Source organism: Rathayibacter sp. AY1H2 (assembly GCF_002931985.1).
Classification (GTDB): domain Bacteria; phylum Actinomycetota; class Actinomycetes; order Actinomycetales; family Microbacteriaceae; genus Rathayibacter.
In genome coordinates this window covers 1-17653 of the sequence record NZ_PSUV01000024.1, presented here as the reverse complement: position 1 = coordinate 17653, position 17653 = coordinate 1, and the positions used below count along the sequence as shown (strand labels likewise).

Sequence of the window (17653 nt, the reverse complement as noted above, 5' to 3'; positions counted from 1 at the left end):
TGTCAGCGGAAGCGGACGCTCGACCCCGGCTTCCGGATCGTCTCGCGGACGACGCGCTGCACGAGTCCGCCGGCGTAGCCGCGGCGCGCGAGGAATCCCGTGAGTCGGCGCTCGGCGACCTCGTCGGAGAGCGAGCGCAGGCTCGGCAGGCGCTTGCGCGCGAGCTCGAGCGCCGTGCGGTACTCGTCGTCGCCGTCCAGCTCGTCGAGCGCTGACGCGATCGCCTCGGGGTCGATCTTCCGCGCGCGCAGCTCCTGCTGGATGGAGGAGCGGCCGAGCTTCTTGCGGTCGCGGAGCGAGACGACCAGCTGCTCCGCCATGCGGAGGTCGTCGAGGTAGCCGAAGCGCGTGAAGCGCTCGAGGATCTCGAGGGCGTCCTTCTCGGCGACGCCCTCCGTGTAGAGGCGCGCCTCGACCTCGGCGACCGAGAGGCTCTTGCGGGAGAGCCCCCGTACGATCCGATCCGCGACCTGCTCGGGATCGATCTCCTCCGGGATCTCGATCGCGTCGTCGTCGTCCTCGTCGTCCGCGTTCTCGACGAACGCCGGCGCGCGCCGGGCGACATGAGCCGAGAGCTCGGCGATCCGCTCGGAGGCCGGAGACGCGGCGCCGCCGACGGAGGAGCCTCCCGACTCGCCTGCGGCCGCCCCGGGAGCACTGGTACGCGGCGTCCCGGCTCCGGACGGATCCGGAAGCGACCCGGCCCCGTCGGCGGCCGGCGCCGCCGGAGCCCAGCCCTCGTCGCCCGCCGCACCCCGGTCGACCCAGGGCAGGAAGGCCACGGGGCGGCCCTCCGCCCCCTCCGCGGCCTTCTCCGCCACGGGCTAGGCGCCCTTGCGCACGGGCTGCTTGGTCTCGATCGCGACCGGCGCGGCCTCGACGGCCGCGTTCGGGTCGACGATCACGCCGAGCTTCACCAGGATGCGCTTCTCGATCTCAGCGGCCACATCGGCGTTGTCGATGAGGAACTGGCGCGCCTTCTCCTTGCCCTGGCCGAGCTGGTCGCCGTCGTAGGTGTACCAGGCGCCCGACTTGCGGACGATCTCGTGCTCGACACCGAAGTCGATCAGGCTGCCCTCGCGGGAGATGCCGACGCCGTAGAGGATGTCGAACTCGGCCTGCTTGAAGGGCGGGGCCATCTTGTTCTTCACGACCTTGACGCGGGTGCGGTTGCCGACCGCGTCGGTGCCGTCCTTCAGCGTCTCGATGCGGCGGATGTCGAGGCGGACCGACGCGTAGAACTTGAGCGCCTTGCCGCCCGCCGTGGTCTCGGGACTTCCGAAGAAGACGCCGATCTTCTCGCGCAGCTGGTTGATGAAGATCATCGTGGTGTTCGTGGTGTTCAGTCCGCCGGTCAGCTTGCGCAGCGCCTGGGACATGAGGCGCGCCTGCAGGCCGACGTGGGAGTCGCCCATCTCGCCCTCGATCTCGGCACGCGGCACGAGGGCCGCGACGGAGTCGATCACGATGAGGTCGATCGAGCCCGAGCGCACGAGCATGTCGGCGATCTCGAGCGCCTGCTCTCCGGTGTCGGGCTGCGACACGAGGAGGGAGTCGATGTCGACGCCGAGCTTCTTGGCGTACTCGGGGTCGAGCGCGTGCTCCGCGTCGATGAAGGCGGCGATGCCGCCGTTGCGCTGCGCGTTCGCGATCGCGTGCAGCGTGAGGGTGGTCTTTCCGGAGGACTCGGGGCCGTAGATCTCGACGATGCGGCCGCGGGGGAGCCCGCCGATCCCGAGCGCGACGTCGAGCGCGATCGAACCGGTCTGGATCACCTCGACGGGAGCGCGGTCGTCGCTGCCGAGGCGCATGACGGCGCCCTTGCCGAACTGGCGGTCGATCTGGGCGAGTGCGGTCTCGAGGGACTTCTCGCGGTCGGAGGAACTGGGCATGGCCGTCTCGCTCTCGTGTTCGTGGTGGTGTCGCCTACAGGCTGTCGCGACATGCCGGTGGCTGTCGGAGTGACAGTGCCGGCCGGCTGCGACAAGGCGGTGAAGCAGGTCCGTTCAGGTGTCTCCGACGGTACGCCCGACCACCGACATCGGGGCCGAGCGAGAGCGACTCCGTGGAGACGGGGCCGTTCCTGCTTCTGTGGAGGAGCCTAGTCCCGTTCGAACACGGATTCGAGCACGAGCCGTCGGCGTGTCGAACACGGCTTCGGCGACGGGAGCGTCAGCGGTGGCGCTTTCGCGGATCCACGCCGTGCCACCGGGCCTCCGGGATGTCGTTGGCGCGGCAGAGGGCGAGCCAGACCTCGCGCGGCTCCGCTCCGTCCGCGAGGGCGCGCTCGGCGGTGCGGCCCCCGAGCTCGGTCAGCACGAGGTCCGAGACCAGGACACGGGCATAGGCGCCGCCGAACTCGTCGTCTACCAGCTGCCGGAACTCGCTCAAGCGCATGCGTCCACGGTAGCCGCTGCCCGGAGGCCGCACTCCCCCGGGAACGCCGAAGGGCGCCCGGCCGGAGCCTGGGCGCCCTTCGCGTGGAACGGGTGCGGTGAGTGGAGGGGACGGGGGCCGACTACTGCGTGACGAGGTCCGCGTCGAAGCCGGCGACCATGTCGGCCGGGATGGTGTCGGGGATGGTGTCGATGCCCTCGATGACGGCGAGACGATCGCCGACCTCGCGCATGATCACCGAGATGGGGGTGTCGAGGGCGTCGGCGACAGAGGCGAGGATCTCCGAGGAGGCCTCCTTCTGACCGCGTTCGACCTCGCTCAGGTAGCCGAGCGCAACGCTCGCCTTGCTCGCCACCTGACGGAGCGTACGACCTTTCTGCAGGCGAAAGTCCCTGAGGACATCGCCGATCTCCTGACGAACTAGAACCACTGGACCCTCCTTCTCCACGTCAACCGCATGTCGTGCACCTGCACCGCGAGCACGAGCGCCGGAGATTCCGGAGCGGGTGATCGGGGGGCTGGGACGAGAGAACCGGATAGCTGTTCACTACCCGGTTCGTATGGTGTCGACTCTAATACCGGATGACTGGACTTTGCGTGTGAGCGACACCAGTTGTAACCGGGCCGCAATGCGGCGCATTCCGATTCCCGGAGGGCCCTCGCTGGGTATCCGCCTCATGCGCCGCGGGAGATCAGCTCCGCGCCGAGGGCGAGAGCCGCGTCGACCGAGGCGGCGCGGATCGCGGCGCGGTCGCCGTCGAACCGGTGCTCACGGACGAGCTCGTCCTCGCCGAGGACGGCCGCCACGAAGACGGTGCCGACGGCCGCATCCCCCTGCGGATCCGGACCGGCGACCCCCGTCGTCGCCAGGCCGAGCGTCGGACGCCCGTCGGCTGCGAGCCGCGAGGACGCTCCGCGCGCCATCTGCACGGCGACTCCGGGATCGACGGGCCCCCGCTCGCCGAGGACGCGCGCGTCGACCCCGAGGAGCCGGTCCTTGAGGTCGGTGGCATAGCTCACCACTCCCCCGCGGTACACGGCGGAGGCGCCGGGCACCTCCACGAGGGCGGAGCTGAGCGCGCCGCCGGTGAGCGACTCCGCGACGGCGAGGTCGACACCCCGCCGCCGGAGCTCGGCGATCAGCTGCGCGGCCGTCACCGCGTCGACCGGGCGGCCCGGCTCTGGCGGGCGGCGTCGGCGAGGTAGTCGATCCCGGTGGCGACCGTGAGCACCACCGCGGCCGTCATCGTGATCCCGTTCAGCCAGTGGACCCACTCGCCGAGGACGGCCCAGAGCGGCAGCAGAGCGAGGGAGATCGCGATCGACTGCACGATCGTCTTGAGCTTGCCGCCCCGCGACGCGGGGATCACCCGGTCCGAGAGCACGGCCATCCGGAACACGGTGATGCCGATCTCGCGCACCAGGATGACGATCGTCACCCACCACGGCAGCTCCGCGAGGATCGAGAGCCCGACGAGCGCCGCGCCGGTGAGCACCTTGTCGGCGATCGGATCCAGGAGCTTGCCGAGATCGGTCACGAGGCCCCGGCTCCGGGCGATGTGCCCGTCGATGCCGTCCGTGGCGATCGCGACGATGAAGAGGAGCGCCGCGGCGATCCGGATCCCGCCGTCCTGCCCCCCGTCGGCCAGCAGGAGCCAGAAGAAGACGGGCGCCAGCAGGATCCGGACGACCGTGATCGCGTTCGGCAGGTTCCAGTTGCCCGACGCGGCCGGAGCCGGTGCGGTGGGGTTCGTCATCGTGCTCCGCCGTTCCTCGCAGTGCGGGCGACCGGGACGGTCACTCGCGTCCCGTCAGCGTCCAGGCGTCCTCGCCGGACCCCTCGTCGTCGTCGTGGTAGTCGGTGGCGGCGGGCCCGGTCGGCTCGGCCAGCGGATCCGCGTACGGGTCCGGGGCGACCGAGGACGGCGCGGCCGGCGCCTCGCCCGGGTCCTCGCCGCGCATCCGCGCGAGGACGCCCGGCAGCTGCTCGGCGGTGACCAGCACGTCGCGGGCCTTCGACCCCTCGGAGGGGCCGACGACCTCGCGCGACTCGAGCAGGTCCATCAGCCGGCCGGCCTTGGCGAAGCCGACGCGGAGCTTGCGCTGCAGCATCGAGGTCGAGCCGAACTGCGTGCTGACGACGAGCTCGGCCGCCGCGACCAGCAGCTCGAGGTCGTCCCCGATGTCGGAGTCGATCTCCTTGCGCTGCGCCTGCACGGTGATGTCCTGGCGGTACTCGGGCTGCGCCTGACGGGTGACGTGCTCGACGACCTTCGCGATCTCGTCCTCGCGGACCCAGGCGCCCTGGACGCGCATCGGCTTGTTGGTGCCCATGGGGAGGAAGAGGCCGTCGCCCTGCCCGATGAGCTTGTCGGCTCCCGGCTGGTCGAGGATGACCCGCGAGTCCGTCACGCTGGTCACCGCGAAGGCGAGGCGGCTGGGCACGTTCGCCTTGATGAGGCCGGTCACCACGTCGACGCTCGGCCGCTGCGTGGCCAGCACGAGGTGGATGCCCGAGGCGCGCGCGAGCTGGGTGATGCGCACGATCGAGTCCTCGACGTCGCGCGGGGCGACCATCATCAGGTCGGCGAGCTCGTCGACCACCACGAGGAGGTACGGGTACGGCTTGAGGACGCGGCTGCTGCCCGCGGGGAGCTTGATCTCGTCCGCGCGGACGGCCGCGTTGAAGTCGTCGATGTGACGGAACCCGAACGACGCCAGGTCGTCGTAGCGCATGTCCATCTCCTTCACGACCCACTGCAGCGCCTCGGCGGCCTTCTTGGGGTTCGTGATGATCGGAGTGATCAGGTGCGGCACTCCGCCGTAGATGGTGAGCTCCACGCGCTTGGGGTCGATCAGGACCATCCGCACGTCCTGCGGGCGCGCGCGCATCAGCAGGCTCGTGATCATCGAGTTGACGAAGCTGGACTTGCCGGAGCCGGTGGAGCCGGCGACCAGGAGGTGCGGCATCTTGGCGAGGTTCGCCACGACGTAGCCGCCCTCGACGTCCTTGCCGACGCCGATGGTCATCGGGTGCGTGGACGTCGTCGAGGCCGGCGAGCGGAGGACGTCGCCCAGCGAGACGATCTCGCGGTCCGTGTTGGGGATCTCGACGCCGATCGCGCTCTTGCCCGGGATCGGGGAGAGGATCCGGACCTCGTTGCTGGCGACGGCGTAGGAGAGGTTCTTGCTGAGCGCGGTGACGCGCTCGACCTTGACGCCGGGGCCGAGCTCGATCTCGTAGCGGGTGACGGTCGGGCCGCGGGAGAAGCCGGTGACCGTCGCGTCCACGTTGAACTGCTGCAGCACCTCGGTGATGGCGCGGACCATCTCGTCGTTGGCCGCCGAGCGCGCCTTGGAGGGCGTGCCCGTCGAGAGGGCGGCCGCCGAAGGGAGGCGGTACGGCGCGTCGTCCTCGAACGAGGAGTCGAAACCGGCGGTCGGGTCCTCCTCGGCGAGGGGCGCGATCGGGCCGGTCTCGATGACGGGCGGGATCGGGACGGCGGGCGCCACGTCGAGGCGGTCGAGCCGGATGACCTCGGTCGCGTCGTCGTCGACCACGCCGGTCGCGCCGCGGGGAGCGCCCGTCTGCTCGAAGCGGGCGAGCGCCGCCTCGGCGGTCTCGGCCTCGGCCAGCACCTCGGTGGCGTAGGAGCGGGTCGGCGGGTGGGCCTCGTCGTCGCGCTCCTCGAGCGCGGTGTCGAAGCCCTTCGCGCGGCCGCGGGCCGGCGCGGCGCCCTCGATGACCTCGGTGAAGGAGTCGATCGGGAGCTCGGTCTGCACGGTCGGCTCGTCCTCGCGCCCGGACTCGGTGCGCCGCCACCAGGGCAGCTCTCCGCCGTCCTGCTGCGCGTCCTCCTCCTGCTCGGCCTCCGCCTTCGCCGCGGCCTTCGCGGCGGCCCGCTCGGCCTTGAGGCGGGCGCGCTCCTCGTCGTCGAGCACGGGGGCGCCGAAGAGGTAGCCGTAGAGCTCCCGCGAGCGCGCGCCGATGCGGTTCGGCGGGGTCTTGGTGATGATGAACAGCGACAGCAGGATCACGAGCGACAGCAGCACGGTCGCGCCGGGGACGGTGGCGATCGCCGCGAGCGGGGCGCCCACCAGCCAGCCGAGGACGCCTCCCGCTGCCGCCATGGTCTCGATTCCCTGGCCGGGCTGCGGCAGGCCGAGGTGCGCGTGGCAGATGCCGGCGGAGGCGACGAGCAGCGTGATGACGCCCACGCCGATCCGCCCGTTGTCGTCGACGGACCGGGGGTGCCGGAAGAGCCAGAGGGAGAAGAGGAGAAGGACGACCGGCAGCACGTAGGCGACCCGGCCGAAGAAGCCGCCGAAGCTCCACGCGTCGAGCACCAGGGCGACCGGGTCGGTCGCGAGGAACCACTCGACGACCGCGCCCGCGACGGCCAGCAGCAGCAGCAGGAAGGGGACGCCGTCGCGGCGCTCCTCCTTCGCCAGCCGCTCGGGACCGAGGGCGCGCGCGGCGCCGCCCGCGAGGTGGGCCAGCGCCATCCAGAGCCGCACGGCGGGGTTGGTGCGCGGGGCGGACTCGAAGGCCACCGCCTTCGTCTCGGCGGCCGCCTTGCCCGAGCCCCGGCCGGATCGCGGCGCGCCGGAGCGCGGAGTCGCGCTGCCGCGCCCGCGCGAGGTCGTCTTGGTACTGGTCGCCATGAGGCCACCGTACCCGCCGCCCCCGTCAGGGCCGGTGACCCGCGCCGCGACGGCCGGCGCCGATCCGCCGCCGGCCGGGAGGCTCAGGCCTCGATGACGAGCGGCACGATCATGGGCCGGCGGCGGTAGGAGGTGTTGACCCAGCGGCCGACGACGCGACGGACGGCCTGCGACAGCGCGTGCTGGTCGCTCGCCCCGTTCCGCACCGCCTCCTCGAGCGCGGCCGCGATCCGCGGCTTGACCTCGTCGAAGACGCTGTCGTCCTCCGCGAAGCCCTTCGCGTGGATCTCGGGGCCGACGACGATCCGCCCCGTGCCCGCCTCGACCACCACGATGATCGAGATGAAGCCCTCCTCGCCGAGGATCCGCCGGTCCTTGAGGTCGGCGTCCGTGATCTCGCCCACCGACGATCCGTCAACGTAGACGAACCCCAGGTCGAGCCGTCCGACGACGGTCGCCCTGCCGTCGAGCAGGTCGATCACGGTGCCGTCCTCGGCGATGATCGTGTTCTCCTCCGCGATCCCGGTCTCGCGCGCGAGCTGCGCGTTCGCGACCAGGTGCCGGTACTCGCCGTGCACCGGCATCACGTTCAGCGGCTTGAGGATGTTGTAGCAGTAGAGGAGCTCGCCGGCCGCGGCGTGCCCGGACACGTGCACCTTCGCGTTGCCCTTGTGCACGACGGTCGCTCCGAGCCGGGTGAGCCCGTTGATGACCCGGTACACCGCGTTCTCGTTGCCGGGGATGAGGCTGGAGGCGAGGATCACGGTGTCGCCCTCCCCCGGCTCGATCTGGTGATCGAGGTTGGCCATCCGGCTGAGGACGGCCATCGGCTCGCCCTGCGACCCGGTGGACATGTAGACGATCCTGTCCTCGGGGACATCGCCCGACTTCTTCATGTCGACCAGGACTCCCGGAGGGACGTGCAGGTAGCCGAGATCCGCGGCGATGCGCATGTTGCGGACCATGGAGCGGCCGAGCAGCGCCACGCGGCGGCCCGTGGCGTGGGCCGCGTCGAGCACCTGCTGCACCCGGTGCACGTGGCTGGAGAAGCTCGCGACGATGACGCGGCGGGTCGCCCTGGCCATGACGCTCTCGATGACCGGGCCGATGTCGCGCTCGCTCGGCGTGAAGCCGGGGACGTCGGCGTTGGTGGAGTCGACCATGAACAGATCGACGCCCTCCTCGCCGAGGCGGGCGAAGGCGCGCAGGTCGGTGATCCGGCCGTCGAGCGGCAGCTGGTCCATCTTGAAGTCGCCGGTGTGCAGCACCGAGCCGGCGTCGGTGACGATCGACACGGCCAGCGCGTCCGGGATCGAGTGGTTCACGGCGACGAACTCGAGCTCGAAGGGCCCGAGGTTCTCGACGTCGCCCTCCTTCACCGTGAGCGTGTACGGCGTGATCCGGTGCTCCTTGAGCTTCGCCTCGACGAGGGCGAGCGTGAGGGTGGACCCGATCAGCGGGATGTCGCGCTTCAGGCGGAGCAGGTAGGGGACGGCGCCGATGTGGTCCTCGTGGCCGTGGGTGAGGACCACTCCGACGATGTCGTCGAGCCTGTCCCGGATGGGCGTGAAGTCCGGGAGGATCAGGTCGACGCCCGGCTGGTCCTCCTCCGGGAAGAGCACGCCGCAGTCGACGACCAGGAGCCTGCCGTCGATCTCGAAGACGGTCATGTTGCGGCCGATCTCGCCGAGGCCGCCGAGGGGGATGATCCGGAGCGTTCCCGGAGCGAGCGGGGCGGGGATGATCACGGGACCGGGCATGCGCCCTCCTTCTCCAGCGGTGCTTTCTCGGGACGTGCCGCTCGGGCTCAGCGGGTGGTGCCGGCGACCTTCGGGAGGGCGCCGCCGGCCGCGGCGTTGCGGTCGGGCCGGAAGTTGCGGAAGTCGACGCCCGGGATGTCGCGGACCAGGCCGAGCTCGTCCTCGATGAGCGCCGCCTCCGACTCCTCCGGGCCGACCAGGGGCAGCCGCACGCGCGGCGAGGAGATGCGGCCGAGGCCGTGCAGGATGTACTTCGCGGCGACGGTCCCGGGGACGTGCGTCATCACGGCGCGCACGAGCGGCTCGAGCTGCTGGTGCGCGCGGGTGGCCGCGTGGAGGTCGCCCGCGTTCACGGCGTCGACGATCGTGCGGTACGGCGCGGCGGCGATGTTCGCGGTGACGCCGATGAGCCCCGTGGCGCCGATGGCGAGCTCGGGGAGCACGTTCGCGTCGTCGCCGCAGAAGTACATCAGGTCGGTCTGGTTGAGCACGCGGCTGACCTCGGAGAGATCGCCCTTCGCGTCCTTCACGGCCAGGATGTTCGGGTGCTTGGCCGCCCGCAGGATCGTCTCGTAGCGGATCGGCACGCCGGTGCGGCCGGGGATGTCGTAGAGGATCACCGGCAGGTCCGTCGCATCCGCGATCATCCGGAAGTGGGTGAGCACGCCCGCCTGCGTGGGCTTGTTGTAGTACGGGGTGACGATCATGTTGCCGTCGGCGCCGGCCTTCTCGCTCTGACGGGCGAGCTGCATGGCGTGGGCGGTCTCGTTCGAGCCGCCTCCCGTGATGATCTTGGCGCGGCCCCCGGCGACCGAGCGGCCGACCTCGACGAGGCGGATCTTCTCCGGGTCGGTCAGGGTGCTGGTCTCGCCCGTGGTCCCGGTGACCACGATGCCGTCCGCGCCCGCTGCGATGCAGTCGTCGATGTGCTTCTCGACACCGGGCCAGTCGACCTCGCCGTCGGCGGTGAACGGGGTGACCAGGGCGACCAGGACCTGGCCGAAGGGATTCTCCGGAGTTGACACGCTGCCAGGGTAGCGGGTCGCCGCCGCGCCGCCGGGAGGAGGTTCCCGGAGCCGCCCGCGCGGACGGCAGCAGGCGGATCGGGCGGGACGGCCCGCTCGTCCTCGCCGGGCGGCGGGCTACGGAGCGACGCGGCCGTTCGCTGTGAAGGCGGCGGCCGTGAGGGGCATCAGCTCCTGGAAGTGCGTCTCCATCTGCTCGGCCGCCATCTCGATCTCGCGCTGCGGGAAGGAGGGGAACGTCGAGTCCTCGCGCTTGGTGCGCAGGGAGAGGAAGTTCATCAGCGAGCGGGCGTTGAGCGTGACGTACATCGACGAGTAGATGTTCAGCGGGAGGACGATCCGGGCGACCTCGCGGGCGACGCCCTCGCCGAGCATCCGCCGGTACGACTCGTAGGCCTGCGTGCTGACGCGGCGCGTCTCCTCGGCGACGAGCTCGGCCTGCTCCGCGGTGCCGGGCTCGAAGGAGTAGGCGCCGGGCTTGCCGACCTGCACGAGGTTGCGGCGGGGGCCGGGCACGTAGAAGACCGGACGGAGCTCGCGGTAGCGGCCCGACTCCTCGTTGTAGGAGGCGATGCGGTGCCGCATGAACTCGCGGAAGACGAAGATCGGCGCCTGCACGTAGAAGGTCATCGAGTTGTGCTCGAACGGCGAGCCGTGGCGGTCGCGCATGAGGTAGTTGATCAGGCCGCGGTCGCGCTTGCGCTGCAGCTCGGCGTCGGACTCCTCGCCGTCGAGCGCCTCGGCGAGCGTCTTCTCGCCCTGGGTCGAGACGCGGGCCGCGAACAGCACGTCGGAGTCGTGGGCGCTCGCGCGGACCAGCTCGACGACGACATCACTGCGGAAGACGGGACTACTCGGGTCTGCGCTGAGGCTGCTCTGTTCGGTCACGGATCGAACCTAGACCACGCTCCGACCGCGGCCGTCGTCACATCCCGAAACAGTCGTCCGCGCAGCGCCCGCGCCGACCTACGCTTCCCGGATGGAGCCCGTGACGATCCTCGCCGCACTGCTCGGCCTCGTCGTGCTGGGCGTCGTCCTCGGGGCTGTCCATCGGGCCCGCTCCGGGCGCGTCGCGAGCGCCCCCTCGCGCCAGGACCCCGCGATCGACCCCGGCGAGCTCGTCCCCGGCGCAGTGCTCGGGACCCGGGCCACAGTCGTGCAGTTCTCGACCGACGTCTGCACGCGGTGCCCTGCAGTGCGACGGATGCTCGGGGAGCTCGCCCAGCAGCGGCCCGGGCTGGCGCACCTCGACGTCGATCTGACGCACCGCCCCGACCTCGCGGCGCGCTTCCGCGTCCGGCAGACGCCCACGCTCCTCCTGCTCGATCGAGACGGAGTGCCGCGCAGCCGCGTCGGCGGCGCTCCGACCCGGGCCGCCCTGACCATCGAGCTCGACCGACTCCAGGAGACATGATGAGCACCCGCTCCCCCTCCACCACCGGCGCCACTCCCCCGTCCGGCACAGTCGATCCCCGCGGCCCGAGGGTCGCCGCCGGAGTCACCGCCGCACTCCTCCTCACGGCCGTGGGCCTCGGGCTCGCGGCCCCGGCCCGGGCCGACCTCGACGGCCGGCTCTCCCAGCCCGGCTTCCTCCTGCTGCTCGCGCTCGCCGCCCTCTTCGCCTGGTCGGCCGCGCGCGGCGTCGGCTCCGGCCCCTGGGCGGTGCTGTTCCGCCGGGTGGTCCGGCCGCACCTGGCACCGCCGCGCGAGTGGGAGGACGCCCGCCCGCCGCGCTTCGCCCAGCTGATCGGCCTGGTGGTGACCGGCACCGGCGTCCTCCTGCACGTCGCCGGCGTCCCGGGATCGGTTCCGGTCGCCGCGGCCGTCGCCTTCCTCGCCGCCTTCCTCAACGCCGTGTTCGGCCTCTGCCTGGGCTGCGAGCTCTACCTCGTGCTCGCGCGGGCCGGCCTGGTCGGGCGCTCGGCCGGCTCCCGGGCGTGAGGCTCTAGGCTGGGTCCGCTTCGCGGGCGGCCCGCGACCGGCTCCGGGAGGCACCATGAGCGACTCATCCGCACGGCACTCCGACCACGACGGGACCACGGACTCCGGCTCGCCGCGACGCGCCGCGCGCACGCCGGGCGAGCACGTGTCGACGCCGTCCGAGCTGCCCTCGGCCCGGCCGGACGCGTCCGCTCCCCGGCTCCGCGTCCTGATCTCGGGCGCCAGCGGGATGATCGGCTCCGAGCTGACCCGCCAGCTGCGCGCCGAGGGGCACGAGATCCTGCGCCTGGTGCGCCACGCGCCGTCGAGCCCGGACGAGTTCCACTGGGCGCCCACCTCGCACATGCTCGACTTCAGCGTGCTCGACCGCGTCGACGCCGTGATCAACCTCTCCGGCGCCTCGATCAGCCGCCTGCCGTGGACCGCGTCCTACAAGCGGGAGATCCTCGACTCGCGGATCCAGTCCACGCAGACCCTCACCGACGCGATGCGGATGTCCTCGACCCCGCCGACGACGCTGATCAACGCCTCCGCGGTCGGCTACTACGGAGACCGCCCGGGCGAGGAGCTCACCGAGCAGTCCTCGCGCGGCGACGGGTTCCTCGCCGACGTCGTCGACCGCTGGGAGAAGGCCGCTCACCTCGCGCCCGAGGCCACGCGGGTGGTCACCGCTCGCACCGGGCTCGTCCTCGGCGACGGCGGCGCGCTCAAGCCGCTCCTGCCCCTGACGAAGCTCGGCCTCAGCGGACCCCTCGGCAGCGGCAACCAGGCCTGGCCCTGGATCAGCCTCTACGACGAGGCCGCGGCGATCCGCCACCTGCTCACGTCCTCGCTCTCGGGCCCGGTGAACCTCGCCGGACCGGTGCCGGCGACCGCGAACGACGTGATGCGCACCCTCGCCGAGCAGCTGCACCGCCCGTTCAAGCTGGCCGTCCCCGAGAAGATCATCGAGCTCGCGCTGCGCGACGCCGGGCACGAGCTCCTGCTCTCGAGCCAGCGCCTGGTCCCCCAGCGGCTGCTCGACGACGGCTTCGAGTTCCGCCACCGCACGGTCGGCGCGGCGCTGGAGTGGGTGCTCGCCTGATCCCGGCCGCCCGAGCGGTCCTCGCCCGGAGAGCCGCGCTCGGGTCGCGGCCGAGCGGTCAGGCCGGAGCCTCGTGCTCCAGCGCGATGGCCCGGCGGATGGCGCCTCGGGCGCGCTTGCGGTCGCCACTGGCGTCGTAGGCGAGGCCGAGGCGGTACCAGGCACGCCAGCTCCCGGGCTGCGCGTCGACCTCCTCCGCGTACTGCGGGAACAGCGCGTCCGCCTCCTCCCGGAGCGGACGCCCGCTGGCCCGCGAGTCGAGGACCTCCTGCGGCAGCGCGTTCTCGCCCTCCAGCCGACGGGCCAGCTTCTCGGCGCGGAGCCCGAACAGCAGCTCGCGCACGAGCCCCCAGACGCCGACGGCGCCGAGGATCAGCAGGCCGACGCCCATCACGATGCCGGGCACCGTCGCCGCGGCGAAGGCGACGACGGAGTACTGCAGGCAGACGAACAGGTAGAGGGCGAGCAGGACCGCCATCAGGACGACACCGACGCGGGTCCTCACGGGGTGCTCGTCGCTGCGGCGGCCTGGCCGGACGGAGCCCGGTCGATGACGGGCTGCTCGTCGACCGGCCGCTCGGCGAGAGGCGCGGCGTCGAAGGCGGCGCGCAGGTCGATCAGCGCGTCGAGGCCCACCACCACGCCCGTGGTCGTCCGGACCGCGTCGAGAGCGCGCAGGACGCCCTGCTCGTAGGACGCCTGCGAGGTGGTGTCGTGCCGGATGGTGACCGTCTCGCCGGTGCCGCCGAAGACGACCTCCTGGCGCGCCTCCACTCCGGGCAGGCGGAGGCTGTGGACCGGGACGCTCGCGACCTGCTGGCCGCGGGCCCGCTGGTCGGTGTGCGGAGCCTGCACCGGACCGAGCTCGGCCCGGGCGCGCAGCAGCAGCTCGGCCGTGCGGACCGCGGTCCCGGAGGGCGAGTCGACCTTGCGGGCGCCGTGGGTCTCGACGATCTCGGCGGCGTCGAAGAAGCGCGCGGCCACGGTGGCCAGCGCGGTCGCGAGCACCGAGCCCAGCGAGAAGTTGGGGATGATCACGACGCCGGCCTCCGGCTGCTCGGCGACGCTGCGCCGGAGGGCTGCGATCCGGTCGCCGGTCCAGCCGGAGGTGCCGACGAGCACCTTCCTCCCGTTGGCCACGGCGAAGTCGACGATCTGCTGGCTGGCGGCCGGCACGGTCATGTCGACGACGACATCGGCCGCGAGCATCTCGGCGGGATCGCTCCGCGAGCCGAGCCGCGCGACGAGCGAGAACTCGCTCGACGCCTCGATGAGCGAGCAGGTGAACGAGCCGAGTCGGCCGGACGCGCCGACCACGGCGACGGAGGTAGTCACCGACTCAGCGTAGCCCGCGGCTCAGTACGGCTGGGCCTCGGGCAGGCCGGTGCGCAGCTCCACGGGCAGGTGCGAGAGGTCGTTGTGCACGACGAGCACCGGCGGCTTGCGGGAGCGGACGCGGATGATCGTCAGCCCGCAGTTGGCCTGGTTGAGGCCCAGCCACCGCCAGTCGGGAGCGTCGAACACGTGGCGGACGAACCAGCCGATCACGAAGTTATGGGTGATGAGGAGGTCGTGGCGGTCCTCGCGCGACGGCGCCAGGAACTCGGCCACCGCGTCCTGCATCTGCGCGTGCCCCGCCTCGATCTCGGCCGCGGTGACGCTGCCGAAGAAGGGCTCGAACGCCTTGGGCATGTCCGGGGTCGGCCCCGAGGGGATGCAGTCGAACAGCAGCGAGGACGGCTGGAGCGGCAGGCTCGGCAGAAGCGTCTGGAAGCGTGCGGCCGTCTCCTCGGCCCGGCGCAGCGGGGAGTGCCACGCTCCGGTGAAGGGGACTCCGCCGAGCCGCTCGGCGATGAGCCTCGCCTGGCGCTCACCACGGGCCGAGAGCGGGCCGTCCGGCATGCCGTGCTCGGCGTCCTGCTGCTCGCCGTGGCGGACGAGGTAGATGTAGTGGGACACGGGGTCCTCCCTGGTGCGGCGCGGCGGTGCGCGGTCAGCGGGCGTTCGACGATCGGATCAGATCGCGGAGGCGCTCTCGATCCCGGCGATCCCGGCGAAGGCCGACTCGTCGACCGCGCCGACGGCCGAGATCGACGACGGCCCCCGGGCCAAGTCTGCCGCGAGTGCCTGGACGTCCTCCGCGCCGACGAGGGCGAGTCGGCGCAGGCTCTCGTCGAGGTCGACGAACTCGCCGAAGGTCAGCTCGGCGCGTCCGAGGCGCGACATCCGGGTGTCGGAGTCCTCCAGCGCGAGCGCCGCCGCTCCCGAGAGCTGGCCGCGGGCGCGGGCGAGCTCGTCGTCGGTGACGCCGTCCTCGGCGAGGCGGTGGAACTCGGTGAGCAGGAGCTCGGCGACCGTCCCCGCCTTCGCCGGGGTGCACGCGGCGTAGAGCCCGAAGAGGCCCGCGTCCGAGTAGGACGGGGCGAAGGAGTAGACGGAGTAGGCCAGGCCGCGCTTCTCGCGCACCTCCTGGAACAGCCGCGAGGACATGCCGCCGCCGAGGATCGAGTTGAGGACGCCCATCGTCATCCGCCGCTCGTCGCCCGCGGCGAGACCGGGGAAGCCGACCAGCAGGTTCGCCTGCTCGGTGGGGCGGTGCACCACCGACAGGGCGCTGCCGCGGGTGTAGGACGCACGGCCGCCGACGCGCCGCTCGACGGGCGGGGCCGCCGTGCCGAGGTCCCAGCCGTCGGCGACGAGGACCCGCTGGAGCAGCGCGACGAGCGCCTCGTGGTCGACGGCGCCGGCGACGGTGATCACCACGTCTCGCGGGCGGTAGGCGGCGCGGTAGTGAGCCCAGACCGCGTCCCGGGTGGCCTCGCCGATGGTCGCGGCGGTGCCCCCGATCGGGCGGCCCAGCGGGTGGTCGCCGAACACGGCCTCGAACAGCTTCTCGCCCGCCACGTCGGCCGGATCGTCGTCCGCCATCGCCAGCTCCTCGAGGATGACCCCGCGCTCGGTCTCGAACTCGTCCGGATCGATCAGGCTCGAGGTCACCATGTCGGCGATCACCTCGACCGCCATCGGGAGGTCGCGGTCCTGGATCTTGGCGTAGTAGCAGGTGTACTCCTTGGCGGTGAGAGCGTTGTGCTCCCCGCCCACGGAGTCGAAGGACACGGCGATGTCGAGGGCGGACCGCTTCTGCGTGCCCTTGAACAGCAGGTGCTCGAGGAAGTGCGTCGAGCCGACGTTGGAGGGCACGGCGGGCTCGCCCGCGGTCGCGGGGCGGCCGGGCCGCTCGTCGCGAGAACCCGCGGCGACCCAGAAGCCGATCGTGGCGCTGCGGGCGCCGGGCACCGATTCGCTGAGGATGCGGACACCGCTCGGGAGGACGGAGCGGCGGACCGTGGATCCGCCTGCGGCCCGGACTGACGTCTCCGGCTGGTCGAGGGGCAGTGCGACTCCGTGATTCATCGTGCCCACCCTAGGCCACCGCGACGGCGGCCCGAGCCGGGCTGTCGCGCCGTGGCGGGAGAGGTGCAGGGGGCGTCGGGGACGGGCGCGGTCAGCGGCGCGCGCGCTCCAGCGCGGCCAGGTGTCCGGGGTCGAGCTCGAGCGAGACCGCGCGCACCAGCGCGTCCACGTCGGCGGGTGAGCGCGGGGCGACCGTCGCGGCGGTCAGCCGCGGCCGGCCGAGCAGCCAGGCCAGGGCGACGGCGGCGGGAGCGGCCGAGAGCTCGGCACCGATCGCGTCGAGGACGGCGAGGACCCGGCGTCCGCGGCGCCCGAGGTGGGCGGCGGCGAGTGCCCCGTCGGGCAGGCGGCCGAGCTCGCGGCGGGTGCGCTCGGCGCCGCGGAGGAACCCGTGGGCGAGGGGGACGGTCGCGAGCAGGGCGAGTCCCTGGCCGGCGGCGACGAGGCCGAGATCGCCCTCCGAGCCGGGCCGCTCGAGCAGGTTCCAGCGGACCTCCGCGCCGGCGAGGCGGGGCAGCCCGTGGGCGGCCAGGACGCGCGCCTCGAACAGCTCCTCAGGGGAGAACCCGGAGGCGACCACCGACCGCACCAGCCCGCGCGCCAGCAGCACGTCGACAGCGCTGAGGAGCTCGTCGAGGCGTCCGGCCCCGTCGGGGCGGACCGCCAGCACATCGAGGCGATCGGTGCGGAGGCGGCGCAGCGCCCCCTCGACACGGTCCACCAGCGCACGCGGCGTCGCGGGCGCGCCGACCGGAGCGGCGAAGCGGCCGATCAGGAGGAAGCGGTCCCGGTCGCGGTGTCCGGCGGGCCAGCCGCCGACGCCCTCCGCGAGGCTCGAGTCGGTGACGACGACGCCGTTGCCGCCCCACGCCGCGTAGCGCTCGAGCAGCGCGGCACCGTCGTCGCGGCCGAGGGCCGCCGCGTCGAGCACGAAGGGGAAGAGGTCGTGGCCGGAGTCGCCCATCGGCCGGCGGCGCGAGGGTGCGACGGCGGTCGGCTCGACGGGGCCGGTCTCGGCGAGGACGCCGCTCGAGGCGGCTGCGCGGGAGACCGCGGGCGGGAGCGGGACGGCACTGTGACGGGGAGCCCGCACGACGGCGCCGGTCCTGTCCCTGGGCACGCCACCACTCTCCCTGCGGCGGCTCGGGTCCCGCCAGGGGAGAGAGTATCCGAGCGCCGGAGCCGCCACTCCGCCGGGTCGCGCACGGTTCACCAGATCGTTACACGGGCGCCGCCGGCGGGGTCGACTCGCGCCGGCGAGCGGTGCGGCGGGCCCCTCCGTGTCGGCCGTCCGGGCTAGATTCGCGACCATGGACTCCGCCGCCCCGACCGGAGGACTCCGTGACCGACCCGACGCCCCTGGCCAC

Annotated in this window: 18 protein-coding genes; 3 read left to right on the top strand and 15 right to left on the bottom strand. The window is 72.7% G+C overall.

Annotation, left to right across the window (positions count from 1 at the left end; genetic code table 11):
- Positions 1-2 precede the first annotated feature (2 nt).
- From C5C29_RS14800 to thyX, 10 genes are all read right to left on the bottom strand, one after another.
- Complete coding sequence (locus tag C5C29_RS14800; RefSeq protein WP_181128837.1) at positions 3-782, bottom strand: regulatory protein RecX; 780 nt, start codon at positions 780-782, stop codon at positions 3-5.
- A 42-nt stretch (positions 783-824) separates the two neighbouring features.
- On the bottom strand, positions 825-1892 hold the full coding sequence (gene recA / locus C5C29_RS14795) for a recombinase RecA (RefSeq protein ID WP_104262713.1): 1068 nt from the start codon (positions 1890-1892) through the stop codon (positions 825-827).
- A gap of 280 nt (positions 1893-2172) precedes the next feature.
- Entirely contained in the window at positions 2173-2397 is a 225-nt protein-coding gene (locus C5C29_RS14790; protein WP_104267091.1) for a DUF3046 domain-containing protein, read from the bottom strand.
- A gap of 121 nt (positions 2398-2518) precedes the next feature.
- Positions 2519-2827 (bottom strand): helix-turn-helix domain-containing protein, encoded by a 309-nt coding sequence (locus C5C29_RS14785; RefSeq protein WP_068207524.1) that lies wholly within the window; start codon positions 2825-2827, stop codon positions 2519-2521.
- A 245-nt stretch (positions 2828-3072) separates the two neighbouring features.
- On the bottom strand, positions 3073-3555 hold the full coding sequence (locus C5C29_RS14780) for a CinA family protein (RefSeq protein WP_104224473.1): 483 nt from the start codon (positions 3553-3555) through the stop codon (positions 3073-3075).
- A complete protein-coding gene (pgsA, locus tag C5C29_RS14775; protein ID WP_104224472.1) occupies positions 3552-4154 on the bottom strand; it encodes a CDP-diacylglycerol--glycerol-3-phosphate 3-phosphatidyltransferase in 603 nt (200 codons plus the stop codon). The genes C5C29_RS14780 and pgsA overlap by 4 nt, the downstream gene beginning before the upstream one ends.
- 40 nt (positions 4155-4194) lie before the next feature.
- Positions 4195-7062: a DNA translocase FtsK gene (locus C5C29_RS14770; protein ID WP_104308514.1), complete on the bottom strand. Its 2868-nt coding sequence runs from the start codon at positions 7060-7062 to the stop codon at positions 4195-4197.
- A gap of 83 nt (positions 7063-7145) precedes the next feature.
- Complete coding sequence (locus C5C29_RS14765) at positions 7146-8822, bottom strand: ribonuclease J (protein ID WP_104224470.1); 1677 nt, start codon at positions 8820-8822, stop codon at positions 7146-7148.
- Between the two features lie 47 nt (positions 8823-8869).
- On the bottom strand, positions 8870-9847 hold the full coding sequence (dapA, locus tag C5C29_RS14760; protein ID WP_104224469.1) for a 4-hydroxy-tetrahydrodipicolinate synthase: 978 nt from the start codon (positions 9845-9847) through the stop codon (positions 8870-8872).
- A gap of 117 nt (positions 9848-9964) precedes the next feature.
- Positions 9965-10735: an FAD-dependent thymidylate synthase gene (gene thyX / locus C5C29_RS14755; RefSeq protein WP_104226301.1), complete on the bottom strand. Its 771-nt coding sequence runs from the start codon at positions 10733-10735 to the stop codon at positions 9965-9967.
- Positions 10736-10826: 91 nt separating this feature from the next.
- Here thyX and C5C29_RS14750 point away from each other — a divergent pair, with 91 nt between their 5' ends.
- From C5C29_RS14750 to C5C29_RS14740, 3 genes are read left to right on the top strand one after another with little or no spacing between them, the layout of a single operon-like run.
- Complete coding sequence (locus tag C5C29_RS14750; RefSeq protein ID WP_104233266.1) at positions 10827-11261, top strand: thioredoxin family protein; 435 nt, start codon at positions 10827-10829, stop codon at positions 11259-11261.
- Complete coding sequence (locus tag C5C29_RS14745) at positions 11261-11788, top strand: DUF4395 domain-containing protein (protein WP_104224466.1); 528 nt, start codon at positions 11261-11263, stop codon at positions 11786-11788. Before C5C29_RS14750 ends, C5C29_RS14745 begins: the two co-directional genes overlap by 1 nt.
- 55 nt (positions 11789-11843) lie before the next feature.
- Positions 11844-12872, top strand: coding sequence for a TIGR01777 family oxidoreductase (locus C5C29_RS14740; protein ID WP_104238626.1), 1029 nt, complete (start codon positions 11844-11846; stop codon positions 12870-12872).
- A 58-nt stretch (positions 12873-12930) separates the two neighbouring features.
- Here C5C29_RS14740 and C5C29_RS14735 read toward each other — a convergent pair whose 3' ends face one another.
- The 5 genes from C5C29_RS14735 to C5C29_RS14715 form a co-directional block, all read right to left on the bottom strand.
- Positions 12931-13377 carry a tetratricopeptide repeat protein gene (locus C5C29_RS14735; RefSeq protein ID WP_104233263.1) on the bottom strand — a complete coding sequence of 149 codons (447 nt, stop codon included), beginning with the start codon at positions 13375-13377 and terminating at the stop codon, positions 12931-12933.
- Complete coding sequence (dapB, locus tag C5C29_RS14730; RefSeq protein ID WP_104308513.1) at positions 13374-14207, bottom strand: 4-hydroxy-tetrahydrodipicolinate reductase; 834 nt, start codon at positions 14205-14207, stop codon at positions 13374-13376. Before dapB ends, C5C29_RS14735 begins: the two co-directional genes overlap by 4 nt.
- Positions 14208-14228: 21 nt before the next feature.
- Entirely contained in the window at positions 14229-14831 is a 603-nt protein-coding gene (locus C5C29_RS14725) for a histidine phosphatase family protein (protein WP_104224462.1), read from the bottom strand.
- A 57-nt stretch (positions 14832-14888) separates the two neighbouring features.
- On the bottom strand, positions 14889-16286 hold the full coding sequence (locus C5C29_RS14720) for a pitrilysin family protein (RefSeq protein ID WP_104224504.1): 1398 nt from the start codon (positions 16284-16286) through the stop codon (positions 14889-14891).
- Positions 16287-16377: 91 nt separating this feature from the next.
- Positions 16378-17406, bottom strand: coding sequence for an aldo/keto reductase (locus C5C29_RS14715; RefSeq protein ID WP_181065686.1), 1029 nt, complete (start codon positions 17404-17406; stop codon positions 16378-16380).
- Positions 17407-17653: the final 247 nt, after the last annotated feature.